The organism is Caldibacillus debilis DSM 16016, from assembly GCF_000383875.1.
GTDB classification, from domain to species: Bacteria; Bacillota; Bacilli; order Bacillales; family Caldibacillaceae; genus Caldibacillus; species Caldibacillus debilis.
In genome coordinates, this window is record NZ_KB912879.1 from 326987 (window position 1) to 347007 (window position 20021).

Annotated in this window: 15 protein-coding genes; 3 read left to right on the plus strand and 12 right to left on the minus strand. The window is 52.4% G+C overall.

Features of this window, described 5'->3' with window-relative positions:
- Window positions 1-353: 353 nt before the first annotated feature.
- From opp4C to A3EQ_RS0102285, 5 genes are all read right to left on the minus strand, one after another.
- Entirely contained in the window at window positions 354-1277 is a 924-nt protein-coding gene (gene opp4C, locus A3EQ_RS0102260; RefSeq protein ID WP_020153560.1) for an oligopeptide ABC transporter permease, read from the minus strand.
- Window positions 1278-1289: 12 nt separating this feature from the next.
- The gene (locus A3EQ_RS0102265; RefSeq protein ID WP_020153561.1) at window positions 1290-2255 is read right to left on the minus strand and encodes an ABC transporter permease; all 966 of its coding nucleotides are present in this window, start codon (window positions 2253-2255) and stop codon (window positions 1290-1292) included.
- Between the two features lie 246 nt (window positions 2256-2501).
- A complete protein-coding gene (locus A3EQ_RS0102275) occupies window positions 2502-4232 on the minus strand; it encodes a peptide-binding protein (protein WP_026499677.1) in 1731 nt (576 codons plus the stop codon).
- 101 nt (window positions 4233-4333) lie between these two features.
- The gene (locus tag A3EQ_RS0102280; protein ID WP_020153564.1) at window positions 4334-5347 is read right to left on the minus strand and encodes an ABC transporter ATP-binding protein; all 1014 of its coding nucleotides are present in this window, start codon (window positions 5345-5347) and stop codon (window positions 4334-4336) included.
- A 12-nt stretch (window positions 5348-5359) separates the two neighbouring features.
- Complete coding sequence (locus A3EQ_RS0102285) at window positions 5360-6331, minus strand: ABC transporter ATP-binding protein (protein WP_020153565.1); 972 nt, start codon at window positions 6329-6331, stop codon at window positions 5360-5362.
- Between the two features lie 378 nt (window positions 6332-6709).
- Between A3EQ_RS0102285 and A3EQ_RS22385 the strand changes: the two genes are divergently transcribed.
- Entirely contained in the window at window positions 6710-6892 is a 183-nt protein-coding gene (locus tag A3EQ_RS22385; RefSeq protein ID WP_154652795.1) for a hypothetical protein, read from the plus strand.
- A 195-nt stretch (window positions 6893-7087) separates the two neighbouring features.
- On the opposite strand, the gene A3EQ_RS0102295 is transcribed toward A3EQ_RS22385, so the two are convergent.
- From A3EQ_RS0102295 to A3EQ_RS0102325, 7 genes are all read right to left on the minus strand, one after another.
- Window positions 7088-8038, minus strand: coding sequence for an MTP-1 family protein (locus tag A3EQ_RS0102295; protein ID WP_020153567.1), 951 nt, complete (start codon window positions 8036-8038; stop codon window positions 7088-7090).
- Between the two features lie 109 nt (window positions 8039-8147).
- Window positions 8148-9764, minus strand: coding sequence for a glycoside hydrolase family 13 protein (locus A3EQ_RS0102300; RefSeq protein WP_020153568.1), 1617 nt, complete (start codon window positions 9762-9764; stop codon window positions 8148-8150).
- A gap of 77 nt (window positions 9765-9841) precedes the next feature.
- Window positions 9842-12364 (minus strand): beta-mannosidase, encoded by a 2523-nt coding sequence (locus tag A3EQ_RS0102305; protein ID WP_026499679.1) that lies wholly within the window; start codon window positions 12362-12364, stop codon window positions 9842-9844.
- Window positions 12365-12454: 90 nt separating this feature from the next.
- On the minus strand, window positions 12455-13285 hold the full coding sequence (locus A3EQ_RS0102310; protein ID WP_026499680.1) for a carbohydrate ABC transporter permease: 831 nt from the start codon (window positions 13283-13285) through the stop codon (window positions 12455-12457).
- A complete protein-coding gene (locus A3EQ_RS0102315) occupies window positions 13272-14147 on the minus strand; it encodes a carbohydrate ABC transporter permease (protein WP_020153571.1) in 876 nt (291 codons plus the stop codon). Before A3EQ_RS0102315 ends, A3EQ_RS0102310 begins: the two co-directional genes overlap by 14 nt.
- A complete protein-coding gene (locus A3EQ_RS0102320) occupies window positions 14148-15467 on the minus strand; it encodes an extracellular solute-binding protein (protein ID WP_020153572.1) in 1320 nt (439 codons plus the stop codon).
- A 163-nt stretch (window positions 15468-15630) separates the two neighbouring features.
- On the minus strand, window positions 15631-16695 hold the full coding sequence (locus A3EQ_RS0102325; RefSeq protein ID WP_020153573.1) for a BtaManbiosPhlase: 1065 nt from the start codon (window positions 16693-16695) through the stop codon (window positions 15631-15633).
- Window positions 16696-17197: 502 nt separating this feature from the next.
- Here A3EQ_RS0102325 and A3EQ_RS0102330 point away from each other — a divergent pair.
- Both A3EQ_RS0102330 and A3EQ_RS0102350 read left to right on the plus strand, forming a co-directional pair.
- Complete coding sequence (locus tag A3EQ_RS0102330) at window positions 17198-18232, plus strand: substrate-binding domain-containing protein (RefSeq protein ID WP_020153574.1); 1035 nt, start codon at window positions 17198-17200, stop codon at window positions 18230-18232.
- Window positions 18233-19463: 1231 nt separating this feature from the next.
- Window positions 19464-20006, plus strand: coding sequence for a helix-turn-helix domain-containing protein (locus tag A3EQ_RS0102350; RefSeq protein WP_020153578.1), 543 nt, complete (start codon window positions 19464-19466; stop codon window positions 20004-20006).
- Window positions 20007-20021 lie beyond the last annotated feature (15 nt).

The window sequence follows — 20021 nt, forward strand, 5'->3', positions numbered from 1 at the left end:
GAAGTCCCGGACATCTTTTTTCGCCGATAAAAAACCCGCCGGGTGTCCCGGCAGGTATTCCGACTGCCATATTCGCACCTTCCGGATCAGTTGGTCAAAATCGACTTCCTTGCCCCGGCAGGTAATCCGTCTGCCATTTTCTCCTTCCCATGGCAAGAAAGGCGGTCCCCAAACCGCCGTTCCGGCGGTTGTCTCCCCCGCTCCTTCCAAGCATCACATCCTGCCTCGCATGGCGCTTGAAAGAGCAACCCTTCCCTTTTTGCCGCACCGGGTAATGTATTTGCATCCGGCTTCGCATGGCGCTTGAAGAGGGGAACGAAGGTTCCCCTTTCCGCCCTCGCACGAGGCAGGACTCACATCCTTTTGCTGCTTTTCGGATCGAAGGCGTCGCGCAGGCCGTCGCCGATGAAATTGATGCTCAGCACGGTGAGGAAGATCGCCAGCCCGGGCGGAATCCAGGCCTCGGGATGAAACGCCAGGATCCGGTAACTTCTCGCCTCCTGGATCATATTTCCCCAGGTCGGCGTCGGCTGCGGGATCCCGAATCCGATGAAACTCAAGCCGGATTCGACAATGATGTAAGTCGCCACCATCAGCGTCGCATTCACGATGATCGGGCCGATCGCGTTCGGAATCAAATGTTTAAAAATGATGCGGAAACTCCCCGCACCGATCGCCTTTGCGCCCAATACGAATTCCTGCTCCCTCAGGGACAAAAACGTGCCGCGGACGATCCGGGCCAGACTCGGCCAGGACGTGAGGGCGATAATGGAAACGAAGATGCCGATCGTCACTTTCTCCAGGAGGGCGACGACGGTCAGCACCAAGACCAAAAAGGGCAGCATCAAAACCAAGTCCGCGAGGCGCAGGATGATATTTTCCACAATCCCCCCGTAATAGCCCGCGACGGCCCCCAGGGTCACACCGATCAGGAGGGTGAAAAACATGGCGCTGAAACCGACGGTCAAAGACACCCTTCCCCCGTACAACAGCCGGGACAGGTTATCCCTGCCGGAACTGTCCGTTCCGAGGGGATGGTCTTTGGAAGGCGGATGTTCGACCATCGCCATATTCGGCTCCGTAGGATCCTGATCGGTCAAAAGGGGCGCGCAAAGGACGGCCAATACGATGAACAGCAAAATAAAAACCGATAGGACGGCCAGCTTGTTTTTCATGAACCGGCGCATGGCCATTTGCCAAGGGCTCGTCCCTTTTTTGATCTTTCCTTTTTCCTTTAATGTCATCTCCGGCCGTACCGGTTCGGGACTCATCGTCATTTGCCGCACACCTCACTCATATCGGATTCGCGGGTCGACAATGGCATAGAAGATGTCGGCCAGCAAATTCCCCAGCAGGATAAAAAAACCCAGCAACAAATTGATGGCCATGATCGTCGGATAGTCGCGGTTTCCGATCGCCTGCAAAAACAGCATCCCCAGACCGGGATATTGGAAAACGCCCTCCGTTATTACCGCTCCGCTGAGGATCGTGCCCAGTTCAAAACCGAGCAGGGTGATAATCGGAATCAACGCATTCCTTAACGTATGTTTGTACAAAACCGTGCGTTCCGACATCCCCTTCGCCCTGGCCGTCCGTATATAATCGCTGGTCAACACGTCCAGAACCTCCGACCGCATATATCTCATATAGGCTGCGGTCCCCGACAGCCCCAAGGTGATTCCCGGCAGAACGAGATGGTGCAACCGGTCAAAGAACAGTTCGAAACCGGACAGGCCCGGCTCGCTGACGGAGCCTTGGGAAGGAAACCAGCCGAGGGCGATGGAAAAAATGTAAATGGCGATCAGCCCGAAAAAGAAGTTGGGAATGGCCAGACCGAAAAAGCTGAAGGCCGTCGCCCCGTAATCGAGAAGCGAATAAGGCTTTCTCGCCGAGTACATCCCGATCGGTATGGAGATGATAATGGTAATAAACAAGGAAAACACGCCCAACTGGATGGTGTTGGTGATGCGGCTGGCGATTAAATCGGTGACTTCCCTTCCTTTGTAGACGATCGATTCGCCGAAATCCCCCTGCAAAACTTGGGACAGCCAGCGCCAATATTGGACCGGGACCGGATCGTTCAAACCGAGGGCTTCCCGCTGTTTTTCGTAAACTTCCGGATCGATTTTCGGATCCATCAGACGGGCCGTAAAGGGATCCCCCGGAGCCGCCCGGACCAATGCGAACACGATCACCGTCAATATGAAAAGCATCGGGATAAAAACAAGGAGCCTGCGGATAATATATTTGTACATCATTCCACCCCCGTCTGCCTGCAATGTTCCGCAAATGGCAAATAAACGTATGTAAAAGGACAGCCGAACCGGCGGGCTGCGGATGAAAAAATTTGCCCCCGATCAGGGAAATGCTTTTTCATCCGTGCCTTCCCGAAGCACGGCGGTTCAATGCTTTCATCGGCGGCACCCTCCCGCAATAAGCGATCTTTAAGGGAAAGAGCATGCGGCGCAAAAACCGCACGCTCTTCTTTTCGCCCCCTATTCCTATTGATCCACCCACCATTTATGGGGATCGTTGATGAATACGTAGGGCAGCGGATCGACATTATGGAGCCGCTTATTGAAAGCGTAAATTTTGTTTTGGGCGTAGAGCAGCAATGCCGGCAGATCTTCCTGGAACTTCACTTGCCAATCGCTGTAGATTTGCTTCCGGTAGTCCTGTTCAAAAGCTTCCGGCGGTTTCAAGGCATCCTTCAACAGCTGATCGGCTTCCGGATTGTTCCAGCGGCCGAAGTTATACGCCGCCCTCGCCGACCAGAGACCGGTCGGATCGGGATCCGTGCTTGACAGGCTCCAGCCCAGCAGATAAAGGTCCCAATCTTCGTCCGCGTTCGTTAACGCATCGACATAGGCGGACATTTCCATCGGCTGTTTCAAATCGATGTTGATGCCGACTTTCTCCAGATCCTTTTCGATAATCGGCGCGGATCTTTCACGAATTTGGTTTCCCGACGGATAATGGAGGGAAAGCACCCATTTGTTTCCGTTCGGATCTTCCCTGAATCCGTCGCCGTCCACATCCTTATATCCGGCTTCGTCCAACAGTTGTTTTGCCTTTTCCGGATCATAGGGATATTGGTTCGGTTTTTCCCCGTCATAGGCAAAGAATTGGGGAGCGATCGGCGAGTTGATCACCGAGCCTTTGCCGTGGAGCAGGCCGTCGATCAATCCCTGACGGTTCACCGCATAGGCGATGGCTTGGCGGACCTTTTGATCCTTCAATTTTTCGTTCGGAATCCAATTATCCGGATTGATGGATTTATCCCCCGGTTTCCGGTAGTTGTGAATGAATCCCATGATTTGGTAACCGAAATCCTGCTGCTCGATGACTTTCACATGCTTCATTTCGGAGACCAATTGGAAATCGGCGGCGGGCACCCCGTTCGGATCGGCGACAAAATCAATTTCCTTGTTCTTCAAAGCGCCGAGGATGACCGACTGATCCATGACCTTCCAGACAATTTTGTCCAGGTACGGCTCCCCTTGCCAGTAATCCGGATTCTTCTCCAATACATATTGTTCGCCTTCCACCATTTCGGTGAATTTGAACGGCCCGGTGCCGATGACCTTTCCGGGTTCCTTGGATTCGGGGGCCGAAGGCATCTTATCGATCGGGATATCTTTAAACACATGTTCCGGGATGATCGGGAAGCTGGCGTCCGACAACGCGATGACGTTCGGTTCGGAGAAGCGGAATTTCACGGTGTGGTCGTCGATTTTTTCCACGCCTTTGAATTCTTTCGTTTTGCCGGTGCTGAACTCCTCGTAGCCGAGCAGTCTTTCCACGTAATCCGTCCTCACGCCGCCGGCTTCCACATACCCGGGGCTGGAAATCATCTTATAGGTAAACACGACATCGTCGGCGGTAAACGGTTCGCCGTCATGCCACTTTACATTTTCCTGCAGATGGAAAGTCAGCTCCGTATGATCCGCATTGAACTCCCAATCTTTCGCCAGGTTGGGGATGAATTCCAGCTTGTTATTTTGCGAAACAAGCCCCTCATGGGTAAAATCGAGAATGTTCGCTTCATAGGCCTCCTGGTAAAAGATCGGATTAAATTGCCCGGTCGGCGCGGTATCCATGGCGCCGGTCAGCGTGCCGCCCTTTTGCGGCTCGGTGTTTTTGTTTTCGGAGGAAGATTCTTCATCTCCCCCGCATGCCGCCAGGATGCTTAGCGCGAAAACCACAACCAACAACAACCATCGTTTTTTCATTCGAGTTTTGATCCACCCCTTTTTGAATTTGTCCGTACCGCCAAAGCCCTTCGTCAAACTGTCCCGGAGAACGGATATCCCCCCTTTCCCTCCTCATGTATTTATTTCTCATCATAAAGATGACAAGCCACATAATGATCATCGGCCTTCGGAAGCAGTTCCGGCCGCTCGGAAGCGCATCGGTCATGGGCAAAGGGACAGCGGGTCCGGAAGGCGCAGCCGCTCGGCGGGTTGGCGGGACTGGGCAAATCGCCCTGCAAGATGATCTTCTCCCGCCGCTTCCGGGAATGGATGGATGGGACGGAGGAAAGCAAGGCCCGGGTATACGGATGCAGCGGGTTTTCATACAGTTCCTTTTTCGGCGCGATTTCCACAAGCCTTCCCAAATACATGACCGCGATCCGGTCGCTGATATGCTTGACGACGCTTAAGTCGTGGGCGATAAACAGGTAGGTTAAATGGAATTCCTCTTGGAGATCCGCCATCAAATTCAACACCTGGGCCTGGATCGACACATCCAGGGCGGAAACGGGCTCATCGCAAATGACAAGCTTCGGGTTCAAGACAAGGGCCCGGGCGATGCCGATCCTTTGCCTTTGGCCGCCGGAAAATTCATGGGGGTATTTCAAACGGTCCTCCGGATTCAACCCGACTTTTTCCAGCATTTCGACGACCCGATCTTCCCTTTCCCTTTTCGATAAACCGGTTTGCACGATCAGCGGCTCTTCAATCAGTTCCTTCACGCTCATGCGGGAATTCAGCGAACCGTAAGGATCTTGGAACACCATCTGCATATCCTTGCGGATCGGCCTGAGCTTGCGGTCGCTCCAATGGGAAATGTCCAATCCTTGGAATTTGATCGTTCCTTCCGTCGGTTCGAGGAGGCGCAGCAGCACCCGCCCCAATGTGGATTTTCCCGATCCCGATTCGCCGACGATGCCGAGGGTCTCCCCTTCCTTCACGGTGAACGAAACGTCATCCACCGCCTTCACATGGCCGACCGCCCGCTTGAAAATTCCGCCTTTGATCGGAAAATATTTCTTGATATGTTCCGCCTGAAGTATCCATGTCTCCTGTCCGGTATGTATCTTCTTTTCTTCCACTGCCTGCGCCACATCATGTCCTCCTTATCCGTAGAGATAGCAACGGACCAGATGGCCGTTTCCGGTTTCCTGGAACCCGGGGGCCGACTGTCTGCATTTTTCCATCACGAAGGGGCAGCGGTCGGCAAAACGGCAGCCCGAAGGGTAGTTGTATGCGGGAGGGACGGTCCCTTTGATCGATCCCAGCCGTTCCACATCCTTATCCAGGCTCGGCAGGCTTTCAATCAGCCCTTTCGTATAAGGATGTTTCGGATCGTCAAAGAGCTCGTCCACATCGGCATCCTCCACAATTTGCCCGCCGTACATGACCAAAACCCGGTCGGCGTGCTCCGCCACGATTCCCAAATCGTGGGTGATCAATAAAATGGACATGTGAAATTTTTCTTTCATTTCGTCGAGCAAATTCAAAATTTGGGCCTGGATGGTGACATCCAGGGCGGTCGTCGGCTCATCGGCGATCAATAGTTTCGGTTCGCAGGATATGGCGATGGCGATCATCGCCCTTTGCCGCATCCCGCCCGAAAGCTGGTGGGGATACTCTTTCATCGTATCCTCCGCCCGGGGAAACCCGCACATTTTTAAAATTTGCACGGCCTTCCGGTAAGCCGCCTTTCTCGGAATCTTTTTATGCTTGACGATCGTTTCCACAATCTGCTCGCCGATGGTGTACACCGGATTCAAGGCCGTCATCGGCTCCTGAAAGATCATCGCGATCTCTTTTCCCCGGATATCCGCCATCTGTTTATTGGTTAAGGGCAGGAGGTCGCGCCCGTGAAATTCAATTTTCCCTTCCACAATTCTTCCGGGCTTATCCACCAGCTTCAAGATGGAAAGGGAAGTTATGCTCTTCCCGCACCCGGATTCACCGACGAGGGCAACCGTCTCCCCCGGCCGGATCGAGAAGGAAATCCCGTCCACGGCCTTTGCCACTTTTTGGCCGTCCAGGAAAAAATACGTTTTTAACTGTTCCACTTTTAATAAGACCGACTCAGCCATGAACGTCACCTCGGCGCAAAAAATGTTTGTCTTTTTTACAAGTTAAAAACTTATTTTTTAAGAAGTATAATGATTTTGTAATAATTGTTCAAGTGTAAATATTCTGTCTATTTTTCCCGAAACATGTCCAAGTTCGTCAGAACTCCGTCGAATTTTCTCTAATCTGCGCGCAAATGTTCGCTTTCTGTCATAAAAAAATCTATAAAACTTGTTAAAAATCCGGGGAAAAATCTTCTTTTTTAGGGGGGAATGCGGAAAAAACCGGCCGGCAGGAAAGGAAATTTTTATTTCATCGGATATTTATTGCATATTTTTCGTATCCCTTATATGATGAAAGCAAAATTTTCCAATGAAATCGAAAAGGAGGGGGAGCATAGGATGGACGGCGGCAAGCGGAAGAAAAAAATCACGGATGCGGCCGCGTTCCAAGCGCCCGTGAAGGATTTTTCCGAATTGGACAGGATGCGCCTGATCGGGGAAGCTTTGCTTCTCGAATTTCTCATGGCGGAATTTTTCCGGGAAACCCATGAACCGAAAAAAATCCATTTTCGCTGCAAATAACGGGCCGAATGTTTCAGATAGAGGCAAGCCGTTCGGGACCTGCTTCCCGATACCGGAAAAAGGGAAAGGGCCGGCGGGCCTTTTCCCCTTTCATAAAAAAGGGCGAAGCGGCAGAGTCCCGGAAGCCCGTCGTTTCCCGTCGCGGGGGAAAAGTTCCGGAAACCCTTTATTGCTTCGCCCGAAAATCCATGTTTTTTACCTCTTTTCCCTTTCAAATTTGCCGAAGGGGTCGGCCATCGTAATCTTTTGCGCTTCCGCATCGCTGGTGCCCGCATACAGTTCGGCGGTGCCGTCGGGTTTGCGGATGAGCCCGCCGCTGAACACCACATCGACGAGATCGCTCCGCTTCGCCGGTCCGGCAAGAAAATCGGATCTCGTCGCGATGATCTCCATCTCGGAAAACTCCAGCGTGTCCGGATTGAAGACGAAAACCATCGGATAATAATGGCGGTTGCCCTCCCCGTCGAAACAGGCGATATGGCCGAGGACGCCGATCCAGCCGTTGGCCAGCCGGTGCAATTCGTTGACACCGCCCCACTCTTCATCGGAAAACTGGCCCTCCAATATCGGCGCCTGTTCGATGGCTTCAACGGTCAAATCCTGAAGGGAAGGGATGCGGGTAAAACCGATTTTACCCCTTCCGCCCCGTTCTCCCTGGGGACGGGTGAAGACCCCTACCGAGCCGTCCTCCAGACCGATGAGGCGGATATCCTTCATCCCGTCGGGGCCCTTGGCAAATTCCTTCAAATCGGCGATTCTTTCTCCCCGATAAAAAACCGTCCGCCAGCTGAGGGAATCTTTCTTTTCCGGATGGGGAAAGATTTGCACCCCGCCGAAAACCAATTCCTTCCCGATCCTCGTGTAAAAGGGGTCCTGCAGCTGAAAGACGGGGGCGCCTTCCCGAGGCACCCATTCCCCGCCCCGGTTCACGAAAAAATACACTTCCGAATGTTCCTGATCCCGGGCTTCCACCCGGCCGGCGATCACCAATTCCCCTTCGTCCTCAAAAGGGGCGGTAATGTTGTAGACATCCCGGTTTCCGACCCCGCTGAAGACCATCTTTTCCGGCTGAAAAGGTTTCGGGGAAAGGCGATATTTTTCCAGCAGGCGGGCGCATGTGTTCACCCCGGTGTTTTTCGTAAACATCCGAAGCCTCCTTTTTCCGAAAAGCATTTATTAAAGATTATATTTAAAAATCTTATGTTCACAAGATCCGGGGAAGATTCCGTTTTTCCGCGGCTTTCAAGATCATCAATCAGATTTTCACGATCACCCCTTCGAAGGGGGCGAGCTTCAGGGGTTCATCCGGTCGGATGCGGCGCCTTTCGCCGGGAAACAGCCATTCGGATCCTTCCGAGAGGAAATCGCCGGCGGGAAAGGAGACGCTCCTTCCGTTAAAATTCAACACGACCAAAATCTTTTCTTCCTGATGGGAGCGGATGTAAAAAATGACGCCGTCCCTTTCCCGCAAAACCCGGTAACGGCCGGCATGCAAAGCGGGAAACGCCTTTCTCAGCCGGATGAGCCGCCGGTAATGGTTGAACAGGGAATCGGGATCCTTCCGTTGTCCTTCCACATGGACCGATTGGTCCGAAAGGGGAAGCCACGGGGACGCGACGGAAAATCCCGCAAATTCGGAGCCGTCCCACTGCATCGGCGAACGGGATTTGTCCCTCCCCCTTTCGTTGGCGATCTTTAAAGCTTCTCCTTCCGTTTTCCCGCTCGCTATCGCCATTTCATAGGCGGCAATCCCCTGAACATCTTTCATTTTCTTTACATCATCCAAATACAAATCCCGCATGCCGATCTCATCGCCGTAATAGATGAAGGGAATCCCCCTTGCCGTCAGCATCAGCGTGGCGATCAATTTGGCCGTCTCCACCTCATGGGGAGGCCGCCCGAAACGGGAGATATGCCTGGACATATCGTGGCTGCTGAAAAACAACGTGGGAGTCTGTTCGTCCGTATAGGCTTCCTCCATCCTCTTCAATTCGGCAAAGATCCGCTTCACCGAAAACTTTTCCATGCTGCCCAAGTTAAAATTGAAAACCGCATCCAGAAGCCCCTTCCCGGAATACCTTTTTAAAATTTGCAAATCCTCCGAGCCGACTTCCCCGACCAAAAACGGTTCCGGACGGCGCCGGCATTCGGCGCAAATTTCCTGGACCGTCTCCAATATCCCTTCCTGATCCTTGTCGAAGCGGTGGATCTGCTCCCCCTTTTCATCATAAGGATTGTCGGGAAATTTTCCGCTCGTCTTCAAAAAATTGATCACATCGAACCGGAAACCGTCGACCCCTTTCGCCTGCCAAAAATCGATGACGGCAAACATCGCTTTTTTTACTTCCGGATTCGTCCAATTGAGATCCGCCTGATTTTTTGAAAAGGCGTGGTAATAATACTGTCCCGTCTTTTCATCATATTCCCAGGCGGATCCGCCGAAAAAGGATTCCCAATTGTTCGGCGGCGCGCCGCCGGCCGGATCTTTCCATATATACCAGTCCCTTTTCGGATGGTCTTTGGCGGATCTCGCTTCCTGGAACCAAGGGTGGCTCGTGGAAGTGTGGTTAAGCACGAGGTCGGCGATCACTCGGATGCCCCGGCGATGGGCTTCCGCGATCAGCCGTTCGAAATCCGCCATCGTGCCGTAATCCCGATCGACGGCGAAATAATCGGAAATGTCGTAGCCGTTGTCAACCTTCGGCGACCGATAAAAAGGGGTAAGCCATATGCCGTCGATCCCCAGCTCCCGCAAATAATCGAGTTTGGAAATGATCCCTTGGATATCCCCGATCCCGTCGTTATTGCCGTCGCAAAAACTCGGCACATAAATTTCGTAAAATACCGCCTTTTTCCACCAGGGCAAGCTCATGGTCCAGCTCCTTTTCCACAAGGATTGTCCTTTTTGCGTTCACCCCGCCGGCCGTTCCCGGAGGCGTCCGGCGCTTTTCATCCTTCCTCCCCGTCCGTTCCGTTTACCGCGGAAACGGTCAAATATTCCAAAGCGACCGCTCCCCCGTCCAAAGACGCGATTTTTACCCGTTTTTCTTCCCCCGGAAGCAGATCGAAGAAATTGTCGGAAAAGAGGATGCCTTCCCCGGGGACATCCAGATGGACAAAGCGGGCGAAGCGGTCGGTGCGGACCGTGATTTCGCCTTTTTCCGGATCCTTCCGGACGTCCAATTTTGCCTTCGGCAAGTCCAACTCCTTATGGTTCCGGAGATAGTGGAAATTGTCTTCCGCCCTTTGTCCGAGGGATTTCAAACGGATGACGGCCCGTTCCGCCGGGCATCCTCGCAAAATCTCCGCCTCCGCCAATTCGGCAATGAAGGCGGACCGCCCGGCTTCCGCGGACACGGGAAAGGTCTTCGCGAAGATCCGCCCGCCGTAAAAATCATGGACTTCCAAAAGGAGGGTGTCTTCGATTTTCTCCCGGCTGTCATTCGTCACCCAGATTTTCAAATTTTCCCCCGGGTCATGCTCCACGGAGTAGTGGAAAGGGGCGAAAAATTTTTTGCTGTAGTAGTAGGAAGCCTTCGGCAGCAGGCAATAATCGATCATCGACCAGCTCGTTCCCGGCCAGCAATCGTTGAGCTGCCAGATCAGCGCCCCGCTCGTTTCCGGCATGTTGCGCCGGTAATGCTCCACCCCGTATTTCAGCCCTTCCGCCTGGGTCATCATGGAAAAATAGAAATATTCCCGGAAATCCTTCGGGATTCCCGTGAAGCCTTCCATCAGCAGGAATCCCTTTTCCTGGTGGAAGTCCTTGTTCCGGTAGGAAAGCTCCCCGCTTCCCAAATGCAGGCTGCCGGGCGGGAGGTATTTTTCCAAGGTGTGCCGGTTGGCCGAGGCGTGGATGCCGAATTCGCTGGAGAAACGGGTCCGGTCCTTCCGGAAATTGCGGAAGGAAACCCCTTCAGGGGTCAAGTTTTGCCCCAAATTCTCGCCGAACTTCCGCGGCTCGACGTTTCCGTGCCAAACTTGCCAATTGTGCCGGTCGCCTTCCTCCTGGGAATTGTGGTCGTTCCCTCCGTAGGGGGAGCTGGGCCAGTATGGGCGGGAAGGATCCAGCCGCGCCAACAATTCCGGAATCAGCTCATGATAAATTTTTTCCCCGTAAAAGGGGGTCCGGATCTCCCCGGCGGAGACGCCGACCTCATACAGCCAATCGTTTTCGTTGTTCCCGCACCACAGGGCGAGGCACGGGTGGTTTCGGAGCCGGCGGATCACGGCGGCTACTTCTTTCCGGACGTTTTCCATAAAATTCCGGTTGTAATCGGGATACAGGGCGCAGGCGAACATGAAATCCTGCCAAACGAGTATCCCCTGGCGGTCGCACTCCCGGTAAAAGACTTCCTTTTCGTAAATGCCTCCGCCCCAGACGCGGAGCATGTTCATGTTCGCTTCCTTCGCCAGCCGGATCAAATGCTTGTACCGGGATTCGGGCGCGGATCCCAAAAGGAGATCCACCGGTATCCAGTTGGCGCCTTTGGCGAACAGTTCCTTCCCGTTCAGAACGAAGGTAAACCGCGGTTTTCCCTTTTCGTCTTCCCTTTTCAGCCCGATCGTCCGGATCCCGATCTCCGTTTCCCGCCGGTCGACGGTTTCCCCGTCCGCCATCAAACGGACGGTCAAACGGTAAAGATGGGGTTCGCCCAGATCGTGGGTCCACCAGAGTTTCGGATTTCGGATTTGAAGGGTGGCCTCCATCCGGTCTCCGTCCATGGCGGACGTTCTTGCGGTCACTTCTTCCCCGCCTTTTTCCAGGCTGATTTCCGCGGCCAACGGCAGCCCGTTCACGAATGTTTTTACCTGAATTTCGACGTTTACTTCCGCCGAATGGGCGTCGGCCTTTAACGTCCGGGCATAGACGCTTTCAATCTTCGCCCGTTTTCTTCTCTCCAGCCGCACCGCTTGCCATATTCCGGCGGAAACGAGCGGCGGGCACCAGTCCCAGCCGAATTGGTACTGGGCCTTGCGAACCCAGATCCGGTCCTTCGAAAAACCGGACCAATAGTTTTTTTCCTTCCCCTTCACCCGGTCCGCCACGGGAGAAAATTTGACCGCCAAGACGTTTCTTCCCTTCCGGATTTCCCTCGTCACATCGAAGATGTGGGGGATGAACATATTTTCGGCGGTCCCCAGTTCCTTCCCGTTCAAATAGACGGTGGCGAAGGTGTCCAAACCTTCAAAAATCAGTTCGAGCCTTTCATCCTTTGCCGGTTCTTTCCCGTCAAAGGCAAATTCCGTCCGGTACCACCATACCTTCCTTTCCACCCACCGGCATTTCTGGTCGTTATGGCCGAAATAGGGGTGATCGATGAGGCCGTTTTCCAACAAGGTGGAATGGACATCGCCGGGGACTTTTGCCGGCAGCCAAAAATGGTCGGTGTAATCGGGGTCGGCGACCGCAAGGTCCGGCACCTCCCCTTCGTCAAACCAGCGGATCTTCCAGTTGTCATGGATGAGCAAATCGCATTCCTCCCTTTCCAAAAAAGCGGACTGTTCCCTCCGACGGAAGCCGGCGCCCTCGGCAGAACCCGAACCCGTGGGCAAAAAGGTTCACTTCAAGACAAAATCCATGCCCTTCTTGAAGTTTCTGCTGAAGATGATGAACAGGATCAAGATCGGCAGCGTGAGGAGCACCGATGCCGCGTACATCGGACCCGGATAAGCGCCGTACGGCCCGAACATCTGCGCCAGAAGCACGTTTAACGTCTTCAGATTTTCATCGTTGACGACCAGCATGTCCCACAACAATTCCACCCATCTTTCCATGAACAAAAACAGGAAAATGATCGTCGTAATCGACTTGGACATGGGCAGAATGATGCTGATGATGATCCTGAACGTGCCGGCGCCGTCGATCTTCGCCGCCTCGATCACCTCATTGGGGATGCTCCGGAAATAGTTCGTGTACATGAAGATGGCCCATAAACTGACCGCCTTCGGCAGGATCATCGCCCAATAGGTGTCGTACAGCCCGAAATGGCGGATGATCAAAAACAGCGGGATCAACAGGATGACCGCCGGATAAAACATTTGGAACAGGATGACGTTGTTGATAAAACCGCTTCCTTTAAACTTTATCTTCGTCAAGGAGTAACCGACCAGCACCGCCGTAGCCATCATCAAAAAGGTCGACGACAGGGTGACGATGATGCTGTTGAAAAAGGCGCGCAGCCACGGCCGGGGCAAAACGGTATCCCCTCCGCCGAACAGCCATTCATAGGACCGCAAAGTCAGCCTGGAAGGGATGATCTTTTTGTCCACCTCATCCCAAGGCGCAAGGGATCCCAGCACCATGTAAACATACGGAAAAACCATGATGATCAGGATCGCAAAAGCCAAAACATACAGCAGGAAGGTTTTCAATTTTTTACTCCCAGCCATGCCGTTCACCCCACTTTTCCAGCACCTTTTTGAACACGAAGATGGACAGGAAGGTCACGACGGAGTTGATGACGGCAATTGCGGTACCGTATCCGGCGTTCAATTTTTCAAAGGCCTGGTTGTAAATTTCCAGCTGCCACGTGTGGGTGGCGTTGTCCGGCCCGCCGCCCGTCAAGACATAGGGTTCGGTGAAGATGCCGAACATCAGCCCCACCGCCAGGATCGTGACCGTGTAAAAGGAAGGGTACAGCATCGGAATCGTGATGTACCAAAACCTTTTCCAGCCGACGGCCCCGTCGATGGCGGCGGATTCGTAAATTTCCTTCGGGATGCTTTCCAGGCCGGATAAAAACAAAAGGGCATAATACCCGACAAATTTCCACGCCATCATAAGGGAGATCACGAGGGGAGCCAATACCGGGGAACCGAGCCAGTCGACATCCAGCCCGAATTCCCGCAACTTTTCGTTAAATGGGCTGTTGTAGGACAAAATCCCGTTGATGACGACGGAGGCGGCAACCCCCGAAGCCAGGTAGGGCAAGAAATAGCCGACGGAAAACAGGCCTTTCAGCCGCGGCAGCGAATGGATGAGATAGGCCAAAAAGAGGGAGCCGGCGATGACGATCGGCACAAACATCAGCATGAACTTGTACGTCACGAAGAATGCGGCCTTCACGGTATCGCTCGTCAGGGCCTCCATAAAATTGCGGAAGCCGACGAATTCGTATTCCGGGGAGATGATGTTCCAGTTGGTAAAGGCCAAAAAGGCCGCCCACACCATCGGGATGACAAAAAAGATCAGCGTATAGATGAGGTATGGGCTGGCGAAAAGCCAACCCAGCCTCGCTGCTTTTTTATTCATTTATTTCAACACCCCGTTGATGGCGTTCACCATGTCGTCCCATGCTTTTTCGGGGTCCTTGCCGCTCTTGATGACCGGATTCAAAGCGGCCTTTCCGATTTGTTCCTGAATTTCCACCATCTTTTCGTTGTCGATCGGAGGAATGGCGTTCGGAATGTTTTCCGCATACATTTTCAGCTGCGGATTCTCATTCAGATAGGAAACAAAGGCATCGTTGGTCGACAGGTCATCCCGGGCAGGCGGCAGGTTGGTGTCTTTGAACCAGGCCAAATCGTTCTCGGGATTCGAAAAGACCCACTTCACGAAATCGAAGGCGGCCTGCTGCTGTTCTTTGGAAGCCTGGGCATAGATGACAAGCCCTTTCGTATCGGCAAAAGTTTTCGCATTGGCCGGGTCGGCATCGTCCGGAACCGGCGGCAATGACAGGGCGTAGGTTTCATTGTATTTCATCTTCGGGAATTTTTCCGCCCAATAGGGGAAGGTCCAGGGACCGAGATCCACCATGATGGCCGTTCCGGTTTCAAAGGGATCCTTCGCGGCCTTTGTCAGCAAGAGATCATTTTCCTGCAAATCCTTGAAAAATTGCAAGGTTTTCACGCCGGCATCCTTATCGGCGACGAAGTTGTTGCCTTCCATGAAGTTTCCGCCGCCGGAAGCCGCATTGTAGAGCATGAAGAAGTCAAACCATCTGGCCCACCAGGTCGGCTGGACCAAATCGGGACGGGCCCATAAGAATTTCTTCGGATATTTTTCTTTCAATTTTTTGCCCACTTCCAGGACTTGGCTGTACGTTTTCGGCGGTTCATTGTAGCCCAATTCCTTCAAAATGTCGAGCCGCCAGCCGAACAGCATGGCATTGGAATAGATCGGCAAAACATATTGATGGCCGTCGGCAAATTTCCAGGTGGAAATCGTTTTTTCCATCTTTCTTTCGCTGATTAATTCGTCATAGCCCTCGAATTCTTCCAATGGCACAATCGCTTTGCTGGCCGCCAGCTGGGCAGCGAACCCCCGGGAGATGTTTTCGGAGATGGCAGGGGCGCTACCCGAAGCGATGGCCGTTTGGATTCCCGCCTCGGAAGACGGACTTTCGGGCATCGGCGAGACCTTGATCTTCACGTTTTTATTTTCTTTCATATAGGCATCGGCCATCTTTTTCCAAAACGCTTCCTGGGTCGGGTTCGGAGCCGCCCAAAACTCAAACTCGACGACACCTTTCTTTTTGGAAGTACCGGTTTCCTTGCTCCCCTTTCCGCTGCATCCCGCAAGCAAAAGCAAGAGCGCAAGCATCAAGGCGAACCATTTTCGACAGGCTTTCATTTCCTTTTCTCCCCCTATCTTTTAAATTTTTTATTTTACAGCCGTCAAAGCTTTCAGCCGCGCCCGGCCAGAACTTTGGCGGCTGCCGCAAACGCATTCAAATTCCCGGAAAGGGGCTTCCCGCCAGGCGGGAAGCGGATTTCCGGAAAGGGATGCGGGCCGGTTACCGGTAAGGTTTCAGCTTGGCCATGATCTCGGACAGAGGCATTTCCGCGCCGGCCACGCATTCGTCCGCGGCGCCGTAATAGACGGTGATCCGCCCGGCCTCATGGAGCACGCCGCAGGTGAAGACGACATTACCGAAAAACCCATTTTTCTCGTAATCGGCTTCCGGCTGGAAGATCGGCTCCTCCGTTTTTGCCAAAATCTTCGCCGGATCGTTCAAATCCAATAACAAGGCGCCCAAACAATACCGTTGGTTTTTGTCGGCCGCATGGTAAATTTCCAGCCAGCCTTCATCCGTCCGGATCGGGACCGCTCCCGCCCCGATGCGGCCGCCTTCCCAGCCGTCGCCGCTGACTCCCAGCAAATGCCGATGATTTCCCCAATGGATCAAATCCTCCGATTCCGCCAGCCATATATCCGGCGAACCGATTCCTTTCGGAACCGGGCGGTGCAAGGCATAATATTTCCCGTTGATTTTTTCCGGAAAAATGGCGACATCCTTGTTTTCCGGGTGAAAGATCAACCCGTGCCTCCGATAATGTCGAAAATCTTTGGTCGAGATCAATCCGACGCCGATTCCTTCCGGCGACACGGACGTGTACTGGATGTAGTAAGTATCGCCGATTTGGGTGACCCGGGGGTCTTCAATCCCCCACGCCTCCCTTTCCGTTTCCGGATAGATGCACGGCCGATCGTCTATGGTAAAATTTCTTCCGTCTCGGCTCCGGGCGATGCGGATGTAGGAAAGGGACGTCAAATAGGCCGCAGTGTCCGTACCTTTCCAAAGAACGGTCCGCGCATCGGAAAAATCGTAGCGCTCGTCCTTCTTGTTCAGCGCGACCGTCTTCAGCTTCCCCTTTCCCCCGGAAAAATCGATAAAACTGGTTTTCACCGTATCCGGATCGCCGCTTTTCGGGCGTTCGGCAACCCGCATAAGCAACAGGATCTCATCCTGAAATTTGGCCACTCCCGCGTTAAAAACGCCGATCACCTCATGATCCGGGTGAAAAGGTTTGACTTGTTCCGGAGTTATCAGCGGGTTTTCTTGAAAGCGCTTAACCATCAAAAACATCCCTCGATTCTCTGAAGAATTGGCAATGGGTCACATCAACGGGTTCATGAAAGGCCTTTCAAAAATCACCGTTTTCCGAACTTCATTCCCTTTCCAACCCCATAGGATGATATCATCCCTTGTGCGGGACAGTGATTGTAACGTTACAATCTGCTAAATATATAATTACAAAATTAAATTGTAATCCTAACTATATTATTTCACCGGCCGCTTTATCCGTCAATATTTATTTTTTTATAAAAGAATTTTACAGAACTTTACCTTGATAAATCCCAGTATTATTAGTATATTACTTATAAACATTATTTTATTTTTGTAATGTTGTTTGTAATGGAAGGTTTTTTGCGGACCCGGCATTCTTTCGGATATTTCCCCGGAAGAATAATGTTATAATTGACTTAGGAAATAAATCGCCTCTTCCTTTTCCGAACCATTCCGCTATCATCTCTTTCAGATGGACATCCAAGAAAATATCTGTCAAGCGAGGTAGCCTATGAGAAAAAAAGTGACGATGCAAGATATCGCGGACCGGCTGAACATTTCCAAAAACTCCGTATCCCAGGCCCTGCGAGGAAAAGACGGCGTCAGCGAAGAAACGAGGAACATGGTGATCAATGCCGCCAAAGAAATGGGGTACGAATATCCCGGGAAACGCAGGCAAAACAAGCGGGGAAAAACCGGGAATATCGGATTGATCGCCTCCGATATGACGTTTTCCTTCAAATTCTTTTGGGAAATTTATTTGAGCATCGAAAAGGAAGTCATCGCCCGGGGCATGCGCCTCCATATCCAATCGGTCAATGACGAGCAAAAGGACCGGTTGGTTCTGCCTTCCTTTATCGAACAGAAAACGGTGGACGGCATCCTGATCCTTTCCCATATCAGCAACGAATACATCCAAAAGGTGATCGAGACCGGAATCCCGACGGTTTTGGTCGACCATCACCATCCGAATATCAAGGCCGACGCCGTCTTGACCAACAACCGCTTCGGCGCCTATCTGGCCGTGCAGCATCTGATCGAGCTCGGGCACCGGGATATTGCCTTCCTTGGCAATATCGACTACTCGCCCAGCTACGAAGAGCGCTACGAAGGGTATCTGCTCGCGCTTCGGGAGCACGGAATAAAACCGACCGAAGATTTTATTTTCACGAGCGCCGTCGAGGAAGAAAAGGCGCTTTCCGAATACATCCGCAGGCTCAAAAAACAGCCGACCGCCTGGTTTTGCGCCAACGACGGTTTGGGTTTCTTCATCACCTCGGCGTTAAAACAACAAGGGTTCCAAATTCCGAAACAAGTTTCCGTCTGCAGTTTCGACAACGGCCAGCTGGCGAAAATCGCCACCCCCAAAACCTCCGCCGTCGACATCGATCTCAAGCTGTACGGAAGAAAAGCCGTGGAAACCCTGTTTTGGCGGATGGAAAACCCGGATGAACCCCATCAGGAAATCCTGCTCTCTTCCAAACTGATCAAGCGGGAATCCACCGGCGCGGCGCCGAAAAGCGACGATTCGCCGGGAAGCCGGTGAGGGCACGCGGACCGTGCAAGGACCAAGTCCTCCTTTGGGTAAAATCCCGCACCCGGCCGGAGGAACAAAGCCTTCCGGAAAAGGAACGGTTTTGTCCTCGCTTCTTTTTACGCAAATTCTTTAACTTCATCCGTGCAAGGCACGCCGGCCGCACCGGAAGACGTCCCCGCATCCCGCCCCATGGGAAAATGCCGCCTTCGGCCGGCGCCGGAAAACCGCAAGATGGATGAAGGGGCAAAAAAGGCGCGGCTTCCCCTTGCCCCGGAAAGACCTGTCTCTCCATTACACGGTGCCTCAGGCATCGTGCCGATGGAGATTTTTTTCTTTACGGCCGGATTTTCATCCGGTCAAAAAATTCCTCCGCCCCGCTCCCGGCGCGGCACCGCGGGAATCCGCGACATGCCGGGACAAACTCCTGCCGTTTTTTAAGGACCGTTCAAGATTTTCCGGAAAACCTGTCCCTTCGCCGGAAAATATCCCTGACGGCCGCACCCGAAGATGAAGCAGGAAAACGGCGGATTTCGGCGGAAGCGAAGGCGCGCATGCCGGGAATGCCTCCGGACAAAACTTTTTGCGGGTGTATATTGGTTCCGGAAGGCCATCAGGAAAAAAGATAGATCGTGACGCAAGGGGTGAACCGGACGGAAAAAACGGCTTTCCGGGGTTTTGGTTTGCACGCCGCCCCGTCGGCCGCTTCAGATCCCCGGGAACCCCGCCAGTCATTAGGAGGAAGTCTGTCCGGAGATGGATCGTTTTTCAAGCGATAATTTTATTACCGGATTTTTCTTTGCCAAAAAGGAGGACGGAACGGTCCGCCCCTCCCTGACAAAGGAAAAACGAACCGCACGAACGCAGGGATTCACGGCCCATCCCGAATCAAAGCCGGAACCGGGCAAAATCCCCGGCTGGCGGCAAGGGAATTGTAAAAAAATTATTATACTAATATATTTTTTAACGGATAATCGAAAGACGATCGAAATCCAAAAAGTAAGGGGTTACATGATGATCTCGGCCGGAATGTATCCTCTTTCATCCACCGGCCTTCGGAACGGGACGAAAAATTTTATTTTAATAATTATTGTCAGAAATATTAAATTTTTTTCAAAAAACATACTTTACTTTTAAATTTTTTGTGGTATTATTATTAATAAAATTTTACAAATATCAAATAATTTTAGGAATACTGTAATTTTGTTCAATCCATCTTCACGCTGTTCAGGTGATTGTGATTATGGAAGACATCGGTTTAAAAATTAAAGAATTGCGTTTGATGAAAGGTCTGACGCTCAAACAATTGAGCGAAAAGACAAGCCTGTCCGTCAGTTTTCTGTCGCAAATTGAAAGGGGGACCACCTCGCTCGCCATCCAATCCTTAAGAAAGATCTCCGATGCGTTGGATGTCGATATCGTCTACTTTTTCGACAGCAAAAAAAAGGAAAAATACGTGGTCCGAAAGGAGGAGCAAAAACCTTTTGAAATCAAGCATTTGAAGTCCAAATACGTCCGCTTGAACGGCGAATTCCCCAACCGCTCCCTGGCGCCGTTTCTCGTCACCTTAAGGCCGAACCAGAAAAAAACGAGCACCTTCAGCTTTTTCGGCGAAGAATTTTATTACGTGCTGAAAGGGGCGGTCTTGTTCTACGTCGGGGAAGAAAAATACCTGCTCCGGGAGGGCGATGCCATCCATTTCCCTTCCAAGCTTCCCCATTACGGAGAAAATCCGTTGAATGAAGAAACCGTGCTTCTTTGCTGCATTACGCCCGTCATCTTTTAACTTCCGGACTTGGAA